At 65.7% G+C, this 19,141-nt stretch carries 23 protein-coding genes; 7 read left to right on the top strand and 16 right to left on the bottom strand.

The genetic code is table 11. From position 1 onward, the window contains the following. Position 1: 1 nt before the first annotated feature. A complete protein-coding gene (gltX, locus tag QLQ15_RS09445; RefSeq protein ID WP_283212538.1) occupies positions 2-1,423 on the bottom strand; it encodes a glutamate--tRNA ligase in 1,422 nt (473 codons plus the stop codon). Positions 1,424-1,513: 90 nt separating this feature from the next. Here gltX and lpxH point away from each other — a divergent pair, with 90 nt between their 5' ends. Next, positions 1,514-2,251 (top strand): UDP-2,3-diacylglucosamine diphosphatase, encoded by a 738-nt coding sequence (gene lpxH, locus QLQ15_RS09440; protein ID WP_283212537.1) that lies wholly within the window; start codon positions 1,514-1,516, stop codon positions 2,249-2,251. A 17-nt stretch (positions 2,252-2,268) separates the two neighbouring features. On the opposite strand, the gene QLQ15_RS09435 is transcribed toward lpxH, so the two are convergent. The 9 genes from QLQ15_RS09435 to QLQ15_RS09395 all read right to left on the bottom strand — a co-directional run bounded on the left by QLQ15_RS09435 (position 2,269) and on the right by QLQ15_RS09395 (position 9,852). Then, a complete protein-coding gene (locus QLQ15_RS09435) occupies positions 2,269-3,114 on the bottom strand; it encodes a ferritin-like domain-containing protein (protein ID WP_283212536.1) in 846 nt (281 codons plus the stop codon). After that, a complete protein-coding gene (locus tag QLQ15_RS09430; protein ID WP_283212535.1) occupies positions 3,077-3,433 on the bottom strand; it encodes a ribonuclease E inhibitor RraB in 357 nt (118 codons plus the stop codon). The genes QLQ15_RS09435 and QLQ15_RS09430 overlap by 38 nt, the downstream gene beginning before the upstream one ends. Before the next feature lies 1 nt (position 3,434). After that, entirely contained in the window at positions 3,435-4,901 is a 1,467-nt protein-coding gene (gene purF, locus QLQ15_RS09425; RefSeq protein ID WP_283212534.1) for an amidophosphoribosyltransferase, read from the bottom strand. Positions 4,902-4,945: 44 nt separating this feature from the next. Beyond that, positions 4,946-5,515 (bottom strand): CvpA family protein, encoded by a 570-nt coding sequence (locus QLQ15_RS09420; RefSeq protein ID WP_283212533.1) that lies wholly within the window; start codon positions 5,513-5,515, stop codon positions 4,946-4,948. 22 nt (positions 5,516-5,537) lie between these two features. Beyond that, positions 5,538-6,581: an SPOR domain-containing protein gene (locus QLQ15_RS09415; RefSeq protein ID WP_283212532.1), complete on the bottom strand. Its 1,044-nt coding sequence runs from the start codon at positions 6,579-6,581 to the stop codon at positions 5,538-5,540. A gap of 81 nt (positions 6,582-6,662) precedes the next feature. After that, positions 6,663-7,967: a bifunctional tetrahydrofolate synthase/dihydrofolate synthase gene (gene folC, locus QLQ15_RS09410; protein WP_283212531.1), complete on the bottom strand. Its 1,305-nt coding sequence runs from the start codon at positions 7,965-7,967 to the stop codon at positions 6,663-6,665. Between the two features lie 185 nt (positions 7,968-8,152). Further along, positions 8,153-8,677: a hypothetical protein gene (locus QLQ15_RS09405; RefSeq protein ID WP_283212530.1), complete on the bottom strand. Its 525-nt coding sequence runs from the start codon at positions 8,675-8,677 to the stop codon at positions 8,153-8,155. Then, positions 8,677-9,051 (bottom strand): hypothetical protein, encoded by a 375-nt coding sequence (locus QLQ15_RS09400; protein ID WP_283212529.1) that lies wholly within the window; start codon positions 9,049-9,051, stop codon positions 8,677-8,679. Before QLQ15_RS09400 ends, QLQ15_RS09405 begins: the two co-directional genes overlap by 1 nt. Positions 9,052-9,210: 159 nt before the next feature. Then, a complete protein-coding gene (locus tag QLQ15_RS09395) occupies positions 9,211-9,852 on the bottom strand; it encodes a cation efflux transmembrane domain-containing protein (RefSeq protein WP_283213985.1) in 642 nt (213 codons plus the stop codon). Positions 9,853-9,999: 147 nt separating this feature from the next. On the opposite strand from QLQ15_RS09395, the gene QLQ15_RS09390 reads away from it, so the two are divergent. From QLQ15_RS09390 to QLQ15_RS09370, 5 genes are all read left to right on the top strand, one after another. Further along, complete coding sequence (locus QLQ15_RS09390; protein ID WP_283212528.1) at positions 10,000-10,338, top strand: hypothetical protein; 339 nt, start codon at positions 10,000-10,002, stop codon at positions 10,336-10,338. A gap of 69 nt (positions 10,339-10,407) precedes the next feature. Beyond that, positions 10,408-11,061 (top strand): hypothetical protein, encoded by a 654-nt coding sequence (locus tag QLQ15_RS09385; protein ID WP_283212527.1) that lies wholly within the window; start codon positions 10,408-10,410, stop codon positions 11,059-11,061. A 14-nt stretch (positions 11,062-11,075) separates the two neighbouring features. Further along, complete coding sequence (locus QLQ15_RS09380) at positions 11,076-11,420, top strand: heavy-metal-associated domain-containing protein (protein ID WP_283212526.1); 345 nt, start codon at positions 11,076-11,078, stop codon at positions 11,418-11,420. Continuing rightward, positions 11,413-11,808 carry a hypothetical protein gene (locus QLQ15_RS09375; protein WP_283212525.1) on the top strand — a complete coding sequence of 132 codons (396 nt, stop codon included), beginning with the start codon at positions 11,413-11,415 and terminating at the stop codon, positions 11,806-11,808. The genes QLQ15_RS09380 and QLQ15_RS09375 overlap by 8 nt, the downstream gene beginning before the upstream one ends. 142 nt (positions 11,809-11,950) lie before the next feature. Then, a complete protein-coding gene (locus tag QLQ15_RS09370) occupies positions 11,951-12,769 on the top strand; it encodes an energy transducer TonB (RefSeq protein ID WP_283212524.1) in 819 nt (272 codons plus the stop codon). A gap of 41 nt (positions 12,770-12,810) precedes the next feature. Here QLQ15_RS09370 and QLQ15_RS09365 read toward each other — a convergent pair whose 3' ends face one another. Both QLQ15_RS09365 and QLQ15_RS09360 read right to left on the bottom strand, forming a co-directional pair. After that, complete coding sequence (locus tag QLQ15_RS09365; protein WP_283212523.1) at positions 12,811-13,533, bottom strand: hypothetical protein; 723 nt, start codon at positions 13,531-13,533, stop codon at positions 12,811-12,813. Between the two features lie 166 nt (positions 13,534-13,699). Further along, a complete protein-coding gene (locus QLQ15_RS09360; RefSeq protein WP_283212522.1) occupies positions 13,700-14,125 on the bottom strand; it encodes a YbbD-related protein in 426 nt (141 codons plus the stop codon). 447 nt (positions 14,126-14,572) lie between these two features. On the opposite strand from QLQ15_RS09360, the gene QLQ15_RS09355 reads away from it, so the two are divergent. Beyond that, positions 14,573-15,751 (top strand): alpha/beta hydrolase family protein, encoded by a 1,179-nt coding sequence (locus QLQ15_RS09355; protein WP_283212521.1) that lies wholly within the window; start codon positions 14,573-14,575, stop codon positions 15,749-15,751. 251 nt (positions 15,752-16,002) lie between these two features. Here the strand turns inward: QLQ15_RS09355 and QLQ15_RS09350 are convergent, their stop codons facing one another. From QLQ15_RS09350 to QLQ15_RS09335, 4 genes are all read right to left on the bottom strand, one after another. Then, positions 16,003-16,632 carry a hypothetical protein gene (locus tag QLQ15_RS09350; RefSeq protein WP_283212520.1) on the bottom strand — a complete coding sequence of 210 codons (630 nt, stop codon included), beginning with the start codon at positions 16,630-16,632 and terminating at the stop codon, positions 16,003-16,005. Between the two features lie 674 nt (positions 16,633-17,306). After that, positions 17,307-17,927: a hypothetical protein gene (locus tag QLQ15_RS09345; RefSeq protein ID WP_283212519.1), complete on the bottom strand. Its 621-nt coding sequence runs from the start codon at positions 17,925-17,927 to the stop codon at positions 17,307-17,309. Positions 17,928-18,085: 158 nt separating this feature from the next. Then, positions 18,086-18,616: a hypothetical protein gene (locus tag QLQ15_RS09340; RefSeq protein WP_283212518.1), complete on the bottom strand. Its 531-nt coding sequence runs from the start codon at positions 18,614-18,616 to the stop codon at positions 18,086-18,088. A gap of 84 nt (positions 18,617-18,700) precedes the next feature. After that, entirely contained in the window at positions 18,701-19,075 is a 375-nt protein-coding gene (locus QLQ15_RS09335; RefSeq protein WP_283212517.1) for a hypothetical protein, read from the bottom strand. Positions 19,076-19,141: the final 66 nt, after the last annotated feature.

Genomic DNA, 19,141 nt, shown 5'->3' with positions numbered 1-19,141 from the left:
TTTAGGCATCCGCCGGCAGTTTTGCAAGGGCGGCGTCGATGCGCGCCAGCGCTTCGGCCTGCCCGGCCAGGTAGACCGTGTGCGAAATGTCCGGGCTCACCTGGGTGCCGGTGATGGCCACGCGCATCGGCTGTGCGACCTTGCCCATGCCGATACCCAGCGCCTCGGCGGTGGCGTGCAGCGCCGCGGACACCGAATCGGCGCTCCATTCCGGCAGGGCCGCCAGGCGCTCGCGCGCGTCGGCCAGCGGCGCACGGGCCGCGGCATTCAGGTGCTTGGCCACGGCCGCCTCGTCGTACTGGGTCAGCGGACCGAACCACACGGCGGCGCGCTCGGCCATTTCCTTCAACGTCTGCACGCGGTCGCGCAGTGCGATCACGATGTCGGCCGCCTTCGGCCCCTTGGCCGGGTCGAGACCCTGCGCCCGCAGATGCCATTCCAGGTGATGCGCGACGTCCGCCGGATCATCACTCTTGAGGTACTGCTGGTTGAGCCAGCCCAGCTTCGCCGGATCCATGCGCGACGCCTTGGCATTGACGTCCTTCAGGTCGAACAACTGCTTCATCTCCGCGACGGAGAAGATCTCCTGGTCCCCGTGCGACCAGCCCAGGCGCGCCAGGTAGTTCAGCAGCGCATGCGGCAGGTAGCCCATCTCGCGGTACTGCATGACGTCGGCCGCACCCCTGCGCTTGGACAGCTTGGCGCCTTCCGGGTCCAGGATCATCGGCAGGTGCGCGAAGTGCGGCACCTCCGAGGCCACGCCCATCTGGATCAGCGCGCGGTAGATGTTGATCTGCCGTGGCGTGTTGTTGACGTGGTCGTCGCCGCGCACGACATCGGTCATGCCCATGTCCACGTCATCCACGACGACCGCGAAGTTGTAGGTCGGGTAACCGTCGGAGCGGAAGATGACCAGGTCGTCCAGTTCGCTGTTGGCGAATTCGATGCGGCCCTTCACCTTGTCTTCCCAAACCACCGTGCCGTCGACCGGATTCTTGAACCGGATGACCCGGTTGGGATCGTCGCGGAAGGGTTCGTTGCGGTCGCGGTAGGCGCCGTTGTAGCGCGGCTTGTCGCCGGCGGCCATCGCCTTCTCGCGCATGGCTTCCAGCTCGTCCTTGGTCTCGTAGGCGTAGTACGCGGTGCCCGCGGCGACCATCTGCTCGGCGACCTCGCGATAGCGGTCCAGGCGCTGCGTCTGGAAGATCGGGCCCTCGTCGTAGTCCAGGCCCAGCCAGACCATGGCATCCAGGATGGCGTCGATGGCGCCCTGGGTACTGCGCTCGCGGTCGGTGTCCTCGATGCGCAGGACGAACGTCCCGCCACGACGGCGCGCTTCCAGCCAGCTGTACAGCGCGGTGCGCGCGCCGCCGATATGCAGGTAGCCGGTGGGACTGGGGGCGAAGCGGGTTCGGCAGCTCATGGCAGGCTCGGGACGGCGGAAACCGGTCATTTTACCGAACCCGGACGTTAGGCCGCGTCGTCATGGGCGTCACGTCCTAGAATCCCCGGCATGACGACCCTTTTCATCTCCGACCTCCACCTCGACGCCGAGCGCCCCCGGATCACCGAGCTGTTCGGTCAGTTCGTGCGCTCGGAAGCCCGTGGAGCCGACGCGCTGTACATCCTGGGTGATCTGTTCGAGGCATGGGTCGGCGATGACGACCCCTCCGATGCCGGCGCCTACGTCGCACGCGAGCTGCAGGCGCTGCAGGCCTCCGGAACACCGGTGCATTTCATCCGCGGCAATCGCGACTTCCTGCTGGGCGAAGTCTTCGCGCAGCGTGCGGGCATGACGATCCTGCCCGACCCCGCCGTCGTGGTGCTGTACGGCCAGCCGACGCTGATCATGCATGGCGACCTGCTGTGCACGGACGACGTGGCCTATCAGCAGTTCCGCGCACAGACGCGCAACCCGCAGTGGCAGGCGCAGTTCCTCGCGCAGCCGCTGGTGGCGCGCGTGGCGTTCGCGCAACAGGCGCGCGCGGCCAGCAAGGCGCACCAGAGCGGGCTGAAGCAGCAGGGCACGATGGACACCATCACCGACGTCTCGCCCGCCACCGTCGAAAGCACGTTCAGCCGCTACGGCCTGGACCGCATCATCCACGGCCACACGCACCGCCCGGCCGTGCACGAGCTCACCGTCGACGGCCGCCCGCGCGAACGCATCGTGCTGGGCGACTGGTACGACCAGGGCTCGGTATTGCGGGTGGATCGCAAGGGGTTCGAACTGCGCGGGTTGCCGTTGTAGCCGGCAAACGCGCGCGGTCAACCCGCCAGCTTCTCCAACGCGTCCAGTTCGTCCGGCCCGAAACCCGCCGCGCTGCGCGCCTCATGGTTGAACGGGCCGTACAGCACGGCGCGTGCGTACTGCGCGAGCAGCTCACGGAAGCGCGGTGCGGGATCGACGCCGGCGCGTTCGCAGTACCAGCGGAACCAGCGCGACCCCGCGGCGACGTGCGCCACTTCCTCGCGCAGGATGATTTCCAGGATGTCCGCCGTCGCGTCGTCGCCCAGCGAGCGCAGCTTCACGATCATTCCCGGCGTCACATCCAGGCCGCGCGCTTCCAGCACGCGCGGCACCAGCGCCATGCGCGCCAGGCCGTCGTGCGCGGTCTTCTCGGCCATTTCCCACAGGCCGTTGTGCGCGTCGAAATCGCCGTAGTCGTGGCCATGCTCGCGCAGGCGTTCGCGCAGCATGGCGAAGTGGCGCGCTTCGTCGTGGGCGACATTCACCCAATCCACGTAGAACTCGCGCGGCAGTCCGCGGAAGCGGTAGACCGCGTCCCACGCCAGGTCGATCGCGTTGAACTCGATGTGCGCGATGGCGTGGATGAATGCCGCACGGCCTTCGATGCTGCCGAAACCGCGGCGCGGCAGGTCGCGCGGATGCACGAGCAGTGGCCGCTCCGGGCGGCCGGGCATGCGGATGGGTTCGGGTTCCGGCGCGTCGTCCGGAATCGTCAGCTCGCCGCGTGCGAAGGCCTCGGCGGCGGCGAACGTGGCGGCGACCTTCGCCTCGGGCGTGGCCGCATCGAGGCAGGCGCGCGCAGCGTCGAACAGCGAAGCGCTCACGTCAGTGCGTGTCGGTGGCCGGATCGCAGCCCCAGCCATCGGGGTAGCCGCGGTATCGCGTCGCCAGCTCCGCCAGTTCGGTCTCCAGCGCGGTGATCGCCGCGTGGCGGGCCGCCATCACGCGCGTTGCGCTGACTTCCCAGATGCCGTCGTCATCGTCGAAGTCCGGCCCTTCCACCACCAGATCCGACTGCGCGGAAGCGGCGGCGGCGAAATCCTGCGCATCGGACTCTTCGGCGAACACGTGGTAGAAATCGATCGGGCGCGGCCGTTCCAGGTCGTCGCCGTCCTCGATCATGCGCTTGAGCACCTGACCGTTCTCGTCGTCCGGGATCATCGCCAGCTGCAGCGCGCGCATGTCACGCCCTCCGCGTCTTCTTCGCCTCGTCCGATCGCAGCTGCTTGATGCGCTCGAAGTAACCCGGCTCGATTCCGGTCACGTATTGACCGTTGAAGCACGACGAATCGAACTGGTCGATGCGGTGCTTGGGCCCGGACACGGCTTCTTCCAGGTCCGAAAGGTCCTGGTAGATCAGCCAGTCCACGCCGAGCAGCTTCTCGACTTCGTCGTCCGTGCGGTCGTGCGCGACCAGCTCCTCGGCGGAGGGCATGTCGATGCCGTACACATTGGGAAAGCGCACCGGCGGCGCCGCGGATGCCAGGTAGACCTTGCGGGCACCGGCATCGCGCGCCATCTGCACGATCTGCTTCGACGTGGTGCCGCGCACGATGGAGTCGTCCACCAGCAGCACGACGCGGTTGCGGAATTCCAGCGGGATCGGGTTGAGCTTGCGGCGCACCGATTTCGCGCGCTCGCCCTGCCCCGGCATGATGAACGTGCGGCCGACGTAGCGGTTCTTGATGAAGCCCTCGCGGTACTTCACGCCAAGCACGTTGGAGATTTCCAGCGCCGCGTCGCGCGACGTGTCGGGAATCGGGATGACGGTGTCGATGTCGTGGTCCGGACGCAGGCGCAGGATCTTCTCGCCCAGTTTCTGGCCCATGCGCATGCGCGCCTTGTGCACCGAGACCTCGTCCATCATCGAGTCCGGACGCGCGAAGTACACGTACTCGAAGATGCACGGCGTGTGCTCGCGCGGTTCGGCGCACTGGCGCGTGAACAGCTCACCACGCGGCGTCACCACGATGCCTTCGCCCGGTCGCACGTCACGCAGGCGCTCGAAGCCGAGCAGATCCAGTGCGACGGACTCCGACGCCACCGCATACTCGTCCTGGCCGCCCGAGGTGCGCTTGCCCAGCACCAGCGGACGGATGCCGTTGGGATCGCGGAACGCCACCAGGCCCAGACCCAGCACCGTCGCCACCACGGCGAAACCGCCCACGCAACGGCGGTGCACGCCCTCGATCGCGCGGAACGCCGCCTCGGGGTTCAGCGCCTTCTGCGTGTCCAGCTCGTGCGCGAACACGTTGAGCAGCACTTCCGAGTCCGACTCGGTATTGACGTTGCGACGGTCCTGTTCGAACACCTCGCGACGCAGCGCGTCGGTGTTGATGAGGTTGCCGTTGTGCGCCAGCGCGATGCCGAAGGGCGAATTCACGTAGAACGGCTGCGCCTCGTCGTAGCCCTCGCTGCCCGCGGTCGGGTAGCGGCAATGGGCGATGCCGACGCGGCCTTCCAGCAGAAGCATCGAGTCCTCGTCGAAGACATCGCTCACCAGGCCGTTGCCCTTGTGCACGCGCAGCTTGCTGCCGTTGGCGGTGGCGATACCGGCCGCGTCCTGGCCGCGATGCTGCAGCACCGTCAGGCCGTCGTAGAGCTGCGCCGCGACGTCGTTGTGGCCGACGATACCGAGAATGCCGCACATGGTGATGAGTCCTGCTGTGAAGTTGTGTATTGCGTGCGAGGCCGTCAGGCCTCGCTGACCGGAGTCGGCAAGGCCGATTCCGTGGCCGGCGCCTGCGACGGCGCCGGGAGGGATTCTTCGCGACCGTCCAGGTCGACGTGCGCGGCCACCCAGTCGGGCAGCCATGCGCGCAAAAATTGCGCGCCCGGCACGAACACCGGGACGACCTGCGAGCGCTGCCATTCCGGCTCGCGCGGCATCGAGGTCAGGCCCAGCAGCAGCACCAGCGCGCAGGCGACCAGTGCGCCACGCGCCAGGCCCAGGGCCAGGCCCAGCGTGCGGTCCAGTCCCGACAGACCGGCCGACTGCACCAGCTTGCGCACCGCCCAGCCGACCAGTCCCACCACCACCAGCACGCCGATGAAGCACAGGGCGTAACCGGCGAACAGCTCACCGGCACCCGTTTCGGCGTCGGAGGACATCAACAGCGCCAGCGGGCCGCCGAAGTGGAAGGCCGCCCAGCCGGCGAGGATCCAGGCCGCCAGCGACGCCAGCACGCCGACGAAGCCGCGCATCAGCCCGAACAGCGCCGATACCGCGACCACCGCCAACAGCACCCAGTCGATCGCGCCCATTGTCTGCCCGGCCTAGATGGGGTCAGGGATGGGGTCGGACAATGCCGCTGACGCCCAGCTTCGCGGCGACCTGGCCCTTGAGCTGGTCGGCCTCGCCACGACTGGCCACCGGCCCGACGCGGACACGGTTGAGCATGCCCTTGTCGGTGCGCACCTGTTCGACGAAGGCGCTGAAGCCGGCCGAGCGCGCGCGGTCGCGCAGCTTGTCGGCCTCGGCGGCGCTGCCGAAGGCGCCCAGCTGGACGGCGAAACCGACGCCTGCCGCCGCCGGCGCGGCCCGTGCAGCGACCTGTGTCGGCGCCGGGGCGACCGGCTTGGCTGCCGGCTTCTCGGCGGGCGGCGGGGCGACCGGCTTCGGCGCGGGCTTCGCGGGTTCGGGCGGGAGCGGTGTGGCGGTCGTGGTCGCGGTGCGCGATTCGGACAGCGGCACGGCAGCCGACACGGCCGGCGCCGGCGTTGCAGGCTGCGAAACGGTCGCGGTGGCTGGGGTTGCCGTCGGCGCGGCGGCCTCGGCGTCCAGCGCGACCACCTTGGCGCCCACGTCGCTGCGCACCTTGCCGGACTGCAGTCGCGCGGCCTCGGCTTCGGCCTGCGTCGCGAACGGACCGATGCGCACGCGATGGACGGATCGACCACCGCTGGCGCTGGCCGGTTCCTGATAGGCGGGCAGCTGTGCGGCGCCGAGCGCCCTGATCACGCGGTCGGCATCCGCGACGCTGGCGTAGCTGCCGAAGCTCACCACGAAATTGCCACCGGCGGTGGCGGCCGGGAAGGCCGCGTCGGTCGCCGGCGCGGGACTTTCCGCCGTGGTGTCGACGGTGGGAAGCGCGTCGCCTTCCGCGGCCGTGTTCATGCCCACGGCCCCGCCCTGCGGCGTCTGGCCGGGGCTGACCAGCGGCAGCTCACGTGTTTCGAAATCCCCCTCGGGCGCCTTTGGCAGCTCCAGCGGGACATTGGACGCCCCGCTTTCCGGCGCGGGGCCCTTGATCAGCATCGGGAGGAAGATCACTGCCAGTGCGATCAATACGACCGCACCGATGACGCGCTGTTTCAGGGCAGGTTCCATCGGGTCTCGCATACCGCAGGCGGATGGGCGCGCGAATTATACCCTTGCCTTCCGTCCTCACCGGCACATTGCCGGCGGCGTTCAGTCGCGGGCGAGCCAGTCCAGCGCCGCAGCGGCGGTGTGGAACGAGCCCAGCACCAGCACGCGATCGCCCGGAACCGCCTGTTCGCATGCGGCCTGCAGCGCGTCCAGGACCTGCGCATGGCGCGTGCCTCCGGCGGCCGCGGTGCCGCTGAGGCGCTCCATCAGCGTGTCCACGGGGCCGCCTCGAGGGCCCGCATCGTCCAGCCCGGCCAGATGCCAATGCGCGACCAACGGTGCGAGCGCGTCCACCACACCCGCGACATCCTTGTCGGACAACGCGGCATAGACGGCGTGCAACCGCCCCTGCGACGGCGCAGCGCGCAACCACGCGGCCAGCGCGCGCGCCGCCTGCGGGTTGTGGGCCACGTCGACCACGACCTCCACGCCCTTGCGATCGAAACGCTGCAGGCGTCCGCGCACGTCCGCATCGGCGACGCCCTGCGCGATGGCCGCCCGCAACAACCTTCCGGGCGCCTTCGGGAGCGCACGCAGCGCGGCAATGGCCACCGCGGCGTTGCGCAACTGCACCGGCGCGGCCAGCTTCGGCATCGGCAGCTCCATGCGTCGGCCGACCTCGCGCCAGCGCCAGGTCGGCGGCACGGGCGTGCCACTGGCGCCCAGCTTCTGCGGCAGTGCCTCGAAGAAGAAATCGTTGGCGATGCGCCACGTCGGCGCACCGATGCGGTATGCATGACCCAGCACGCTCGATGGCGGATCGTCGTCGCCCAGCACCAGCGGCTTCCATGCGCGTGCGATGCCGGCCTTCTCGGCGCCGATCGCCTCGCGGTCCTCGCCCAGGTAATCCTGGTGGTCCAGGTCTACGGTGGTGATCACCGCGACATCGGCATCGACCAGGTTGGTCGCATCCAGGCGTCCGCCCAGGCCGACTTCGAGGATTGCCAGGTCCAGATCCGCGCGCTCGAACAACCACAGCGCCGCGAGCGTGCCGTATTCGAAATAGGTCAGCAGCGTCTGTCCCCGCGCGGACTCGATGGCTTCGAACGCGGCGATGAGGTCCGCGTCGCTGGCGTCCGCTCCATCGATGCGCACGCGCTCGTTGTACGCCAGCAGATGCGGCGAGGTGTACGCGCCCACCTTCCAGCCCGCGGCCCGCGCGATGGACTCGATGAACGCCACCGTCGAACCCTTGCCGTTGGTGCCGCCCACGGTGATGACGGCCTTTCCGGGACGCCGCAGACCCAGCCGCTGCGACACCTCGCGGATACGCTCCAGCCCCATGTCGATGGACTTGGGGTGGATGCGTTCAATGGTCTGGAGCCAGTCGGCAAGCGTGCGGGTCATCCGCGCATTATCGCCTGCCGCGGCGCGGTGCCTCCAGATTCAGTGGCGGCCGGAAGGGGGCCGGAATCGCCGCCGGGATGTTCCAGCCCATTCCCGCCACGGGTCGAAGCCGACATCGGCACCGCGGTCCGCCCCGTTTCGCTTCCACGCACGTCCGAACAACCAAGAGGCGCCCGGAAGGATCGCTAGCCCGCAGTCGGCCGCCTTCTGTATGCCGCGCGAAGGATCAGAGCCAGCCCAAGCGCGAATGGAATGCTTGCGGCCACTTCGCGGCCAAAACGTTCGCAGAGCACATTGACGATTTCGCCAATGAGCCTTCTGCCCGCGGGGCATTCTTCCGCCTGCGCAACGATGTCGTATGCCCACCAAAGGCAAACGGCACCGATGGCTGCCGTGACAGGGCGCGACTTTCGAAGACCTTCCCACACGCCAGGCTTCTCTGAAGCGTCGTGGACCGCGCTAAAGGCATCGGGATGGGAAGCGGGCGCGCGGCTGGCGGCAAGGCGCTCATGCGCGGCACGCAGGTTGTGATAGTTCCTCGGGTACATGTCCCGGTTGATGCCAGCGAGGGCTTCCTCAAGCTCGTCGATCGTGTACCTGGAGTAATCGATGTCACCGTCTTGCATGCGGGCACCAGTGAGCCGGAAGCGGACACTCGGGAAGGCTTGAAACAGCATCGAGCCGCGAAGCAGCATCGGCTCGATCGACATCACCCACCGCTGCCGTAACCCTTCTTGACGAGTTCGCCCGCCTGCTCCTTGACGAACAGATCGCACCGCAGGATTTCCGACTTGAGAAACTCGGCCGCCTGCGCGTCATCCTTCTGGACGGTGTCCATGAAGCGCGTCTTGTAGGCACCGCCAATTTCCTCGAATCGGGCAACCGGCAGGTTCCTGTCCATCATCAGCGCGATCATGAATTTCTGATTGCGCACATTGAGGCTCCGCCCCTCGTCCGTTTGCGCATTCACTTCGCGGATCTTGTATTGAACCCCGCATTCCGCGGCTTGAAAGGCGATGGGATCTTCCGTGGCGGCGGCGCCGACCGACTGCGCCAACGCGAAAACCAGAGTTGCCGTGAGCATCAAGCCACCCCCTGTGGCGAATGAGTACTTGTTGTGTCCGGTCGTACGGTTTCAGGCCTCGGGCCTGCCATTCTCAGCACTTGGCAGCCCCCGTTTGCATGCCCGCTCCGGGTCGAAAGCGGACATTAACACCGCAGCGGCACTGCCCTGGAACGACCGCTACCGGCCAGAAGCAGACACTCCCTGGGCCGCCCGCAACGACCGGAATGACGCGCCGAACACGCGCAGTGCCGAGCGCAGGAACAGGATCAACAGAACGACCGCGATCAGGAGGTCCGGCCAGCCGGCACCGAACAGTCCGACGAGCACCGCGGCAGCCAACACTGCGAATCCCTCGAAGATGTCGTTGCGTGCGCACTCCCAGGCCGAGGCAAGGTTCACATCGCCGCTGCGGTAGGGCGTAAGCAGCTTGAGGCACACCAGGTTGGCGCCCAGGTTCAACAGCGCCGCGATCCCCATGCCCTCGAACAGCGGAAGCGTGGGGTTTCCGATGCGCCACACGATCTGCACACCAACGGCGCATGCCGCCGCCAGGATCAAACCGCCCTTGAGGAGCGACACGCGTGCCTTTGCACGCATGCTCGATCCGATGACTGCGAGGCTCAGGGCATACGTGAGTGCGTCGCCAAGGTTGTCCAGGCCTCCCGACAGCAGCGAGGACGAGTGGCTGTACCACGCCGCGCCGACCATCATGACGAAGGTGGCCAGGTTGATGACGAGCACGATCGTCAGCGTGCGACGTTGCCTGGCCTGCATCGCAGCCACGTCAATCGTGCTTCCGCATCCGCAACAGTCGCTCATCCCGGACACCTGTTCTCCTATCCAACACAAAGCATAGCGTGGTGCGTCGTCGCGCTCGCCTGAACAGGCCGTCGTCCCGATGGCCTGATCCAGGAGAAGCGGAATACACTCACGGGCATGACCTGGCGCCGGCTCCAACGCGTTGCAATGCATCTGCTGCTGGTGGCATTAATTGCCATCCCCGCGGTGGCGGCGCCGGCACGGTCGGTCACGCAGGCCATGCAGGCGGCCGCAGCCGCCGCAGACACGAGCGGCCACGCCGATGGCCCATGCGACCAGATGCGTCCATCACCCGGAAGTCAGCAGCCCTGCGATTGCTGCGCTTCTCGCACCTGCGACATCTCGGCGTGCCTGGGAACGGGCTGCCTGCCCGGGTTGCCCCAACTGATCGCCAGCGTTCCCAACGTCACCGCAGCCCAAGCGTGGCGTCAGCCACCCGTTCCGACGGGTGCGATCGAGACGCCATTCAGGCCACCCATCGTCTGACCATTCCGTAGCAAGACCGGGCGCATCCGCGCCTCGCGCCGCCCTGTGCGGCGATCACGGAGACTCAGAGTGGACACTCATAAACAGTGGGCAGCGTTCGTGCTGCTCGGGCTGCTGCCTGCATTGGCAGCGGCCAAACCGATCGCGTTCGCCAAGGGCACGACGGTGATGGTCGAACACGGCGCCGGCACCATGAACGAGGCACAGGTGTTCTATGCGCCGCGCTATTGGTACTCGGCGGGCGGCGGCTGGCTTGAACTCGACAGCGAGGACGGCCGCAAGCAGCGGCACATCACCTACCTGCGCGGGAACCTGCTCGCCAAGCGCTGGAACATGCCGGCGGCCCAAGCGAACGTGTTCGTCTGGGGCGGCCTGGGCCGCGCAACGGGCAACGACTTCGAAGGCAGCGACCTGGCCCGCAACATCGGCTTCCAGGCCGACTACGAAACACGTCGCGTCTACGGCGCGTTCCGCTCCGACCTGCAGGAGAGCGATCACTTCTCGCATCGCATCGACACGCTTCAGCTCGGCTGGGCGCCGTACAAGCACGACTACAACACGCTGGCGACCTGGTTCGTCGTCCAGGGGCGACGCTACACCGGCGACCTCTTCGACGGCACCGAAACCGCGTTCCTCGTCCGGTTCTTCAAGGGCGGCACCTGGGTCGAGATCGGTGCCACGACGGACGGCAAGGTCCAGGCCATGGCCATGTTCAATTTCTGACGGATCACACTTCCATGAACCTCTTCCAATCCAACCGCTTCAAGCTGCTGGTCGCAACTGCACTGCTTTCCATTTCGTCTCTCGTGTCCGCGCGGACCATCGAGATGGATGTGAACGGACTGGTATGCGCGTTCTGTGCGCAGGGCATCGAGAAGTCGCTCAAGGCATTCCCGGCGACGGAGGCGGTGTTCGTCAGTCTGGAGCACCGGATCGTCGCCGTGCACCTCAAGGACGGAAGCGACATCGACGACGCCACCTTGCGCAAGGCGATCACGGACGCCGGCTACACGGTGGTCGCGATACGCCGCACCGACGAGTCCCTCGATGCCATTCGCCAGCGGGTCAAGACCGATGACTGATTTTCCTGCGCAGGTCCCGCTCAGGCGCAATCTGGGCGTCGCGTTGCTGACGCTGCTGGCCAGCAGCGGGACGCTGGTGTGCTGCGTCCTGCCTGCGGTGATGGTCGCGCTGGGTGCGGGCGCGGCACTGGCGGGATTGGTCACCGCGGTGCCACAGCTGGTCTGGCTGTCCGAGCACAAGGCAGGCGTGTTCGGTATCGCGTCGGCGATGCTCGCGATATCCGGAGTGCTGCTGTGGCGGGCGAGGCGCCTTCCCTGCCCGGCCGATGCGGCATTGGCCCGCGCCTGCGCGCGCCTTCGGACGGCCAGCGCCGTGCTGTGGTGGGCGGCGACGGTCTGCACGGTGGTTGGCGCGATGTTCGCGTTCGTCCTGCCCGCACTGGCGTAACGCATCAAAGAGAGGCGGCTTTACCATCCGGCAAGGATGCCGGGTGGTGGTCGCTGCCCCTCGTGCTCGCCTTGCGCGTCTTGAACGGTCGACGCCCGGCCGGCAAACTCGGTCGCGAGGCTGCACGGGGCGCAGCCGAAAGATGCCGTCGTCACCACGATGGCCGTTCACTTCGTCGGGGAGAGCGACGTTGAAGAAAGTTCTTCTGATCGGCGCAGGCGTTGCCTGCCTGGCCGCCGCGCAATCAGCGATACCAGTGCACGCGCAGCCGCAGACCCAGGCGCCTGCCGCCGACACGCAGGAGTGTCCCGCGCGGCAACTCCGCCCACCCAGATATCCCATGGCGCAGGCGAAGGCAGGCCGGGGCGGACACGGCGTCGTCAGCATTGCATTCGATGCCTGTGGCCGCGTCACCGATGTCAGGATGGCGAAGAAGACCGGAAACCGGGCACTGGACGAGGCATCCCTTGCGACCGCCAGGACCTGGACGCTCGGCAAGCCCCAACCGGACTGGAAGTTGGTGGACGGACGCTACGAGGCGCCGGTCGACTTCTTCCCGCCTTCCGAAGTGGGTGCCATGTCCTCGCCGGAGCAGCTTGGCTGGCCGGCGACGCACGCTCGTCCACGCTATGAGTTGGAGTCCGCGTCCGAGGCGTTGCCCTCCTTCGCCGAAGCCCACTCGCTGATATCCGGGGCCTTCCTGCAGGGTCGCATCGGCGCACCGCTGTACCTGCCTGGCTTGCCGATGTACGAGCGCGGCTTGTTTGTCGCCACAGGGAATGCGGCCGCACCCGAGTTCTGGTACCGGAACGGAAACCTCGCCGCGCGTTACCGGCCGGTCGTGGAGAACGACGAACCCGTGGTGAAGGTCGCCCTGGTCTGCGCCACCGCGCAGGACGGGTGTGCCCAGTACCAGGCCGACGTGCTCAAGGGCCTGCCGTTCGCCAAGGCGAAGAACTGAGCCGAACCGCGATCGCCCGGGTCGGTTCCCTGCGTGTCACGCTAACGGCCAGAAGGCGACGTTCGCGCATCGTCGACGAACCTCAGGACGAGGTCGTCGACGCAACGGCGTACTTCGCCCCAGTCTTCGAGGCGGGCTTCCTTGAACACCGTCATCGTCATCAACCCTTCGACCGGGCTCGTGTGCAACCAGCACCTGCCAACGATGCCATCGGGTTTGCGGCCCGCGGCAGGATGCGTGCACTCCATCGAGACGAAGCCCACCGACTGCGGAGCTTCGTTGAGATAGCGACGCCGCACATGCCAGTTCGGATATGACTCCAACTGCTGGTATCGCAGCTTCGATCGAGGGTCGGTCAGTATCGGAAATTGCGCGGGGTAGTCATCCGCCGCCCGGCGTCTGCCTTCCATCATCATCCGGGACCAGTCGGTTGAAACCTCGGTCAACCCGACCGCCACGCCCTTCGTATCCAACAGCCCGGCGTCCAGGCCACAGGCAGACGCCGGCACGGTGAGGACCACCGAGGGAAGCACGACGGATTCCGCGCCACTTATCCGATCGCGAAATTCTTCCGCAATGTAGGCGTCTGGAATCCTGAGCGTCGGCGGATGAGCGGCAGCCAGGGAAGGGTCAGCCACGCCCCCGCGAAACACGATGGTCGTGCAGTTGGCGCTGTCCTTCGCGCACCACCCGACCGCACTCTGGGAATCCCCTGCCCGCTCCGATGCGCCGCAACCCGCCATCGTCGAGGCAAGCAGGAGCAAACCAGTCCTCATGGCTCGTTTCACACTCACTCCTTCATTCCCTGATCGTTCGCATGGCTTTCGCGCATTGGTTCCATGGCACATCAGCATCGCGGGCCGTAGCCTTGTCTGCCCGAATGTCCGCTATCTGTCAGAAGCGGTCTCTTAACGACACGTCGATGCGTGGCTATCTCGTCCAGGACGTGTACTCGCAGACGCCCACCTCCGCGAGGCAGAAGAACGCCCATTGCGAATCGCCCTCCTCGTAACTCCACAAGCTGAAGCCTCGCATCTCGTAGCTGGCGACCCTGATCGACCAGTCTGAAAAAGGCGCTTCGGGCACGCCGCGAGCGAGTCTCCCGAACAGCTGCGGACCTTCGGATCGCGGAAAACGGAAGCTCCCTGTCGAGGTGTCGACGTCCAGATTGTTGACGGTGTGTATGTCGGTGGCCGTTGGCGGGAGCAGGTCGGGAAGCCAGCCACGCTCAAAGAGATGATCCACCCGGGCATCTGCCAGCGTTGCATACCGACTCTGCGCGACGTCCGTTTCGCAACCCGCAACCGCAACCGCAATGCAGAACACGAAGATTGGCCCCACGGCCCGGCATTTCATGGCGGCAGTCCGTTTGTCCGCTATGGGTCGAAAGCGGACATTAGCACCAGCTCGCGCCGCGGCCCTACCCCAATGTCCGCTATCGCTAAGACGGACATCGCCAAACGCACCGTTTTGACCTAAGCCACGAAGCCACTTCTGGGCCTGAGTGTGGTCAGGGAGTCATTGCCATAAGCACGGCAGCACCGACGAGCATTCGTTCCGGCGCTTGGCTGTCCTATGCCCCCGCCATCTGCAACGAACCTCGGACCTCTCACATCCGCTGCGACGTCCGCACCCGGCCACTCGTTCCACGACTTCACACTCTCCCAACCCGGTTTCGTCGGCCGGCAGTTCGTTTCGTCGCTACCCTCTGGAACTTCCCCTCGACTCGACGCTAACGTCGCCGCGCCTTCTCCCAGGCGCCGTCGGCACCTGGCCTTCCGCCCATAATCACAAGGAAGAACCATGCTGCTGTCGCTGATCCTGGCGCCCGTCATGCGGGCAACCGAGTTGATGCTGCATCGTCCTACGCGGCAGGCCACATTTGTGTCAGCGGCGTTTGATCGCCCCACTCTGAAAGCACGCAGGATCATCGTCGTCGTTGCAGTGTCCACCGTCTGTGGCTTCTCGGCGTCCGCGCTGGCGCAGTCCGATGCAGGAGGCACGGCCGCGGTCACAGTGGCATCCACGCTCACCCCACAGTCGCTGGATGTCCAGATCGGTGAAGGAAGGGCGGTCCTGGCGGGCACGCTTGTGTTGCCTTCGAAGGCCACGCGCTCGCCGGCCGTCGTCATGGTTTCAGGCTCGGGCCCGAATGATCGGTATGGGCACATCAGGGGCTTTCCGGCCTACGGCGTTATCGCGGAGCACCTGGCCCGTTCCGGCACCGCAGTGCTTCTCCTCGATCGACGCGGTGTTGGCGGATCGGCCGGCAACTGGAAGCACGAACGCATCGAGGATCGCGCCCGGGACGTGCTGAACGCATTGCAATGGCTCCGTGCGCGGCCGGAGATCGATGCCGGACACGTTGGCATTCTGGGTCACAGTCAAGGCGGGTGGGTCGCCGAATTGGCCGCAGCCAACTCGCCAGACGTGGCCTTCGTCGTGCTCATGGCGGGGCCAGGCGAGACCGTCCGTGAGCAGGTGCTGACGGACGAGCGCAACGAACTGCTGCGCAGTGGCCATCCGCTTGTTGAGGTGGAGAAGCGCGTCAGGGTCGTCGACCGCTGGCTTGGTGTCATGGATGCCATCGCCCCGGCCTGTCGCCTGACCCGACTGCACCCGCTGTGCTACACGGTGGAGTTCGATCCGGCTCCGGCGCTACGCCGTATACACGTGCCCGTGCTTGCGCTTTTCGGGGAGCTGGACACGATGGTTCCCCCGGCACGCAATGTGGACAGGATCGAAACGGCCCTGCGAGAAGGCGGCAACAAGCAGCTCAAGATCACCGTATTCGATGGCGCGAATCACCAGTTCTGGGCTGCAAAGTCCGGAGCGCGCGCGGAGTACGCACAGCTTCGCCCGGAATACGTACCGGGCTTCCTCGATGCCATCAGCGGATGGATTGCCACGGTGTCGGCACCGGCAGTTGAAGGGGCTTCGTCGAAGCTAGGGCCTGCGCACGCAACTCGTCTGGTGCATTAGACCTGCTTGCCAGTAGCGGGACCTCAGCCCGCCACTGTCCGCTGTCGTCCAGAAGCGGACGTTCTACTGCCTGTGCAGCGGGACACGGAAGTCATAGACCGTCATGTACGTAACAGTGGTGTCAGTACTGTCGCTCTGCTGCTCTGGGTTCGCGACACAGAACGTCTTGCCATCCTTACAAGCAGCGTCGCCCCCCACCATCTCGCCTCTTGCGCGGATTCGTTTGACTGCCCGCCGCGCCCGAATGTCCGCTATCGGCCAGGAGCGGACGCTTGCCGCCCGGTCTGATCTTGGCAACGGCTTAGGAGGTGGGAAGACAAGTAAATCCCACCCGTCCGCCCACTAACCGCATGGGGATTGATGCCGGTGGGCGTGTAGTTCCAGGCGACGAAAGTGGGCTCAGCAGCAACTGATTGCTGGAAATCTTCGTTATCCAAAGGGACAGAGCCTGCAACCACCCCGCCAGCAGGCAGCACTACAAAGCCGCGCTCGACCGTTCCTTTGAGCGTTTCGAACAGCGGCCTGGAGTCCTCATTCACTCGATTGAATCCAAGCTCCATCACACCACTACTCGTACTTTGCGGAAGTTGGTCAACGTGCATGATCAGGTCTTGATTACCCTGGTTTCGCAGTGAAATCCGCAACTGCGGAAAACCAGATTCTGCGCATGAGAAGCGGACGTCGAGTACGAGATTCTCGTCCGACGCCTCCGCACATTGCGCGGGCAAGTGCGCGAGAAGTGCCGCACAGGTCAGCCACGTCAGCCACTTGGCATGCACTTGCTTCCTGTCGCTTGTCTGTCGCAGTGGAGAGCTGCACGTCATTCGGTTCATGAAGGTCGTCCCTGATTTGAATGACCGCTTTGGGTCGAAAGCGGACATTAGCACCAGCTCCCATCGTCCGCCCTACCCCAATGACCGCTATCGGCCATAAGCGGACGTCACCCTCGGTCATCTCCTGCTGGTGTACCGGGCCCAGGCACGCAAGCCGGTGGAGATCAGGAGTAGGCAACAGATGCAGGAAGCGACCACGACGGTCACCGCCGCGAACTGGGACGCGACACCGATGCCAGTGGCGTTCCCAACCATCCACGTGACCAGCGGAACAGCCAGAGCGCCAACGCCGGCGCCGGAGGAGACGAGGCCTGCGATCCGCCGGCGGCTGAGGGGACGTTCGTGATCCTGCACGTTAGGGACGGACAGACCCGCAACCAGATGCATGCCCTTCCAGCCATGCCCATACACTGCGACCCCAACTGCAAACCCGATAAGCGCACACCAGACAAAAACGTTGCCAGATATCGGACCGACGCCACGCAGCGCTTGCGCGCCGAAGATCGCCAACGTGGCTGGCCAGATTGTTGCAGTTATGAGCAAGGCAACGTTACGGGACATGCGGAATGCCTTCCCTGTGTCCGCTATGGGCCGAAAGCGGACATTAGCATCCGATCCGGTCTCCGCCCTGCCCCGATGTCCGCTATCGGCCGAAAGCGGCCGTCCTCAACCGCTTCTATTCAACGGCCCTGGCTGATCGCTGCGTGCAAATGATGAAGGGTTCAGCGGACCATCGTCGCGAACAATCGGTCGGCTATCGCACCGTCCATCGGCCATCTTTGATCTGAGGGCGGCGCAACATCCAGCGTCTCGGAACGGCCGCACCCACGGTAAGTCCAGACTTCCACCCCATCAGACGCTGCTGCAACGTCGATGCCATCCAGGCGAGCGCATTTGAGCGCAGAAAGGACGAGGGGTGCGAAGTTGTCCAGGTGCCATTTCACCTTGTCTGCGGGTATCGAAGTGCCAACAGGTGTTGGATAGGAAACTCGGTAAAACTTGAGCAGGCCGATGCAGGTTTCGGCGGCCGCCATCACACTCTCGTTGAATCCTCTGGAAAGTCCGTTTTCAAGCGCTTTTGCGAACCTCTTCCCGTCCTTGCTTTGCTCGTATGCTTCGGCAGCCTGCAGTTGGTCGGCGCTGAGCATCGACGTCCAAGTGGTGCGAGCGTCCTGCAACTGTGGCTTCAGGCCCGGCAACGACTTTTGGCAGCGTGCCGACATGGTCTGCGTCTGCACAACAGCCTGCGCCACTTCGGTCAGGGGATCAGTGCCGGTAGCCGACGCTTGGACGGATGCAATCGCTACGGCGATACCCAGTGCGGATCCAATCAACCTGCGCATCCTGCGTCCCCTTGGCGACTTGGCAAGGCGGAAATTAGCACGGTCAGGTGGTGCGAGGGGCCGGCAGAGGTCCTCTTCGGGTCGGGGCGAAAGCCGACATTTGCGCCAGTCCCCGCTGCTGCCCCGCCTAATGTCCGCTAACGGCCAGAAGCGGACGTTCAGCGGGCAGGCGAAAGGCTGTAATAGATGACGGGTTCCATCAAGTCGCCATCGCACGCCGAATTGCTGATGCTCCCCTTCGAGCGTTTGACTACGTAGAAGTTGTCCACACTGTCAGGGACGGGCGTCAGTTTGGCCAATGAGGGCGCCAGGACCCTGGCGGCCGGCTCTTGTTTGTAAGCTGCCAGGAAGGACGCCCCGAGCCACCCGGGGGAATTGCAGCCACGGCCCCACGCGCGCGACATGGCGGCGACCTGGTCGGCACCGGCAGGCATCATCAAGGACAACCACGTCAGATCCCGAGGTAACGGACGCGGAAGGCGGCCCTCCACGACGCGCCAGAACTCCTCGAGGCTGGCTTTGCAGCTCGATCCATTTATGCCGATACCTGTCCCATGGGTTGTAGCGTGGACGCGCACTTCGACCGGACAGCGATCATCTGCCCTTGCTGCCGCCGAAAGGGTCAGCATCAGCACGGCGAGCAAAAAACGTTCCATGTCCAATGTCCGCTTTGGGTCGAAAGCGGACATTAGCACCAGCTCCGCCGTCCGCCCTACCCCAATGTCCGCTATCGGCCAGAAGCGGACATTGGTCAAATTCCTTGGGACAGCCAATTACACCAACTGCGATTTCACGCCCTTGAACGCGCGGTAGTTCACCACGAAGAGCACGGCCGCATAAGTCAGGAACCCAGCGCCCATGAGGGCGGAGAACACACCCCCCCTTCCGTGGGTGAAGAGACTGGAGCCGAGGAAGACGGCGCCAAGGAACGCGGTGAATGTCGGCACCACGAACCATGCTTTAGGCGCGACGCTGGTGAGCTGCCGGTTTCGCATAACCAAACTGTTGATGCCTTGCACGTCATCTTCGTGCAGGTCCTTGCATGCAAGCCCGTGCCCCAGATCGGTCAGGCACAACGGACAAAGTCCCTTGCCACATTGCTTGCAGGCACCGACCGCGTCGGCGCCATGACGATTGAAGCAGCGCATGTTTCCTCGCCCCCTGCGAGAAGGATGGGACAAACAACTGTGTTGACGACCGCCATTCGAGTCCGA

This window comes from Lysobacter stagni (assembly GCF_030053425.1).
Taxonomy (GTDB): Bacteria; Pseudomonadota; Gammaproteobacteria; order Xanthomonadales; family Xanthomonadaceae; genus Lysobacter_J; species Lysobacter_J stagni.
Note: the sequence above shows the minus strand (reverse complement) of the source record. Positions and strands in the feature narration are given on the sequence as shown.

What these genes read in the sequence shown, in the direction of transcription:
- gltX (WP_283212538.1), bottom strand. Translation starts at nt 1,423, where the DNA reads ATGAGCTGCCGAACCCGCTTCGCCCCCAGTCCCACCGGCTACCTGCAT.
- lpxH (WP_283212537.1), top strand. Translation starts at nt 1,514, where the DNA reads ATGACGACCCTTTTCATCTCCGACCTCCACCTCGACGCCGAGCGCCCC.
- QLQ15_RS09435 (WP_283212536.1), bottom strand. Translation starts at nt 3,114, where the DNA reads ATGGCTGGGGCTGCGATCCGGCCACCGACACGCACTGACGTGAGCGCT.
- QLQ15_RS09430 (WP_283212535.1), bottom strand. Translation starts at nt 3,433, where the DNA reads ATGCGCGCGCTGCAGCTGGCGATGATCCCGGACGACGAGAACGGTCAG.
- purF (WP_283212534.1), bottom strand. Translation starts at nt 4,901, where the DNA reads ATGTGCGGCATTCTCGGTATCGTCGGCCACAACGACGTCGCGGCGCAG.
- QLQ15_RS09420 (WP_283212533.1), bottom strand. Translation starts at nt 5,515, where the DNA reads ATGGGCGCGATCGACTGGGTGCTGTTGGCGGTGGTCGCGGTATCGGCG.
- QLQ15_RS09415 (WP_283212532.1), bottom strand. Translation starts at nt 6,581, where the DNA reads ATGGAACCTGCCCTGAAACAGCGCGTCATCGGTGCGGTCGTATTGATC.
- folC (WP_283212531.1), bottom strand. Translation starts at nt 7,967, where the DNA reads ATGACCCGCACGCTTGCCGACTGGCTCCAGACCATTGAACGCATCCAC.
- QLQ15_RS09405 (WP_283212530.1), bottom strand. Translation starts at nt 8,677, where the DNA reads ATGTCGATCGAGCCGATGCTGCTTCGCGGCTCGATGCTGTTTCAAGCC.
- QLQ15_RS09400 (WP_283212529.1), bottom strand. Translation starts at nt 9,051, where the DNA reads ATGCTCACGGCAACTCTGGTTTTCGCGTTGGCGCAGTCGGTCGGCGCC.
- QLQ15_RS09395 (WP_283213985.1), bottom strand. Translation starts at nt 9,852, where the DNA reads ATGAGCGACTGTTGCGGATGCGGAAGCACGATTGACGTGGCTGCGATG.
- QLQ15_RS09390 (WP_283212528.1), top strand. Translation starts at nt 10,000, where the DNA reads ATGCATCTGCTGCTGGTGGCATTAATTGCCATCCCCGCGGTGGCGGCG.
- QLQ15_RS09380 (WP_283212526.1), top strand. Translation starts at nt 11,076, where the DNA reads ATGAACCTCTTCCAATCCAACCGCTTCAAGCTGCTGGTCGCAACTGCA.
- QLQ15_RS09375 (WP_283212525.1), top strand. Translation starts at nt 11,413, where the DNA reads ATGACTGATTTTCCTGCGCAGGTCCCGCTCAGGCGCAATCTGGGCGTC.
- QLQ15_RS09370 (WP_283212524.1), top strand. Translation starts at nt 11,951, where the DNA reads ATGCCGTCGTCACCACGATGGCCGTTCACTTCGTCGGGGAGAGCGACG.
- QLQ15_RS09360 (WP_283212522.1), bottom strand. Translation starts at nt 14,125, where the DNA reads ATGAAATGCCGGGCCGTGGGGCCAATCTTCGTGTTCTGCATTGCGGTT.
- QLQ15_RS09355 (WP_283212521.1), top strand. Translation starts at nt 14,573, where the DNA reads ATGCTGCTGTCGCTGATCCTGGCGCCCGTCATGCGGGCAACCGAGTTG.
- QLQ15_RS09350 (WP_283212520.1), bottom strand. Translation starts at nt 16,632, where the DNA reads ATGTCCGCTTTCGACCCAAAGCGGTCATTCAAATCAGGGACGACCTTC.
- QLQ15_RS09345 (WP_283212519.1), bottom strand. Translation starts at nt 17,927, where the DNA reads ATGCGCAGGTTGATTGGATCCGCACTGGGTATCGCCGTAGCGATTGCA.
- QLQ15_RS09340 (WP_283212518.1), bottom strand. Translation starts at nt 18,616, where the DNA reads ATGTCCGCTTTCGACCCAAAGCGGACATTGGACATGGAACGTTTTTTG.
- QLQ15_RS09335 (WP_283212517.1), bottom strand. Translation starts at nt 19,075, where the DNA reads ATGCGCTGCTTCAATCGTCATGGCGCCGACGCGGTCGGTGCCTGCAAG.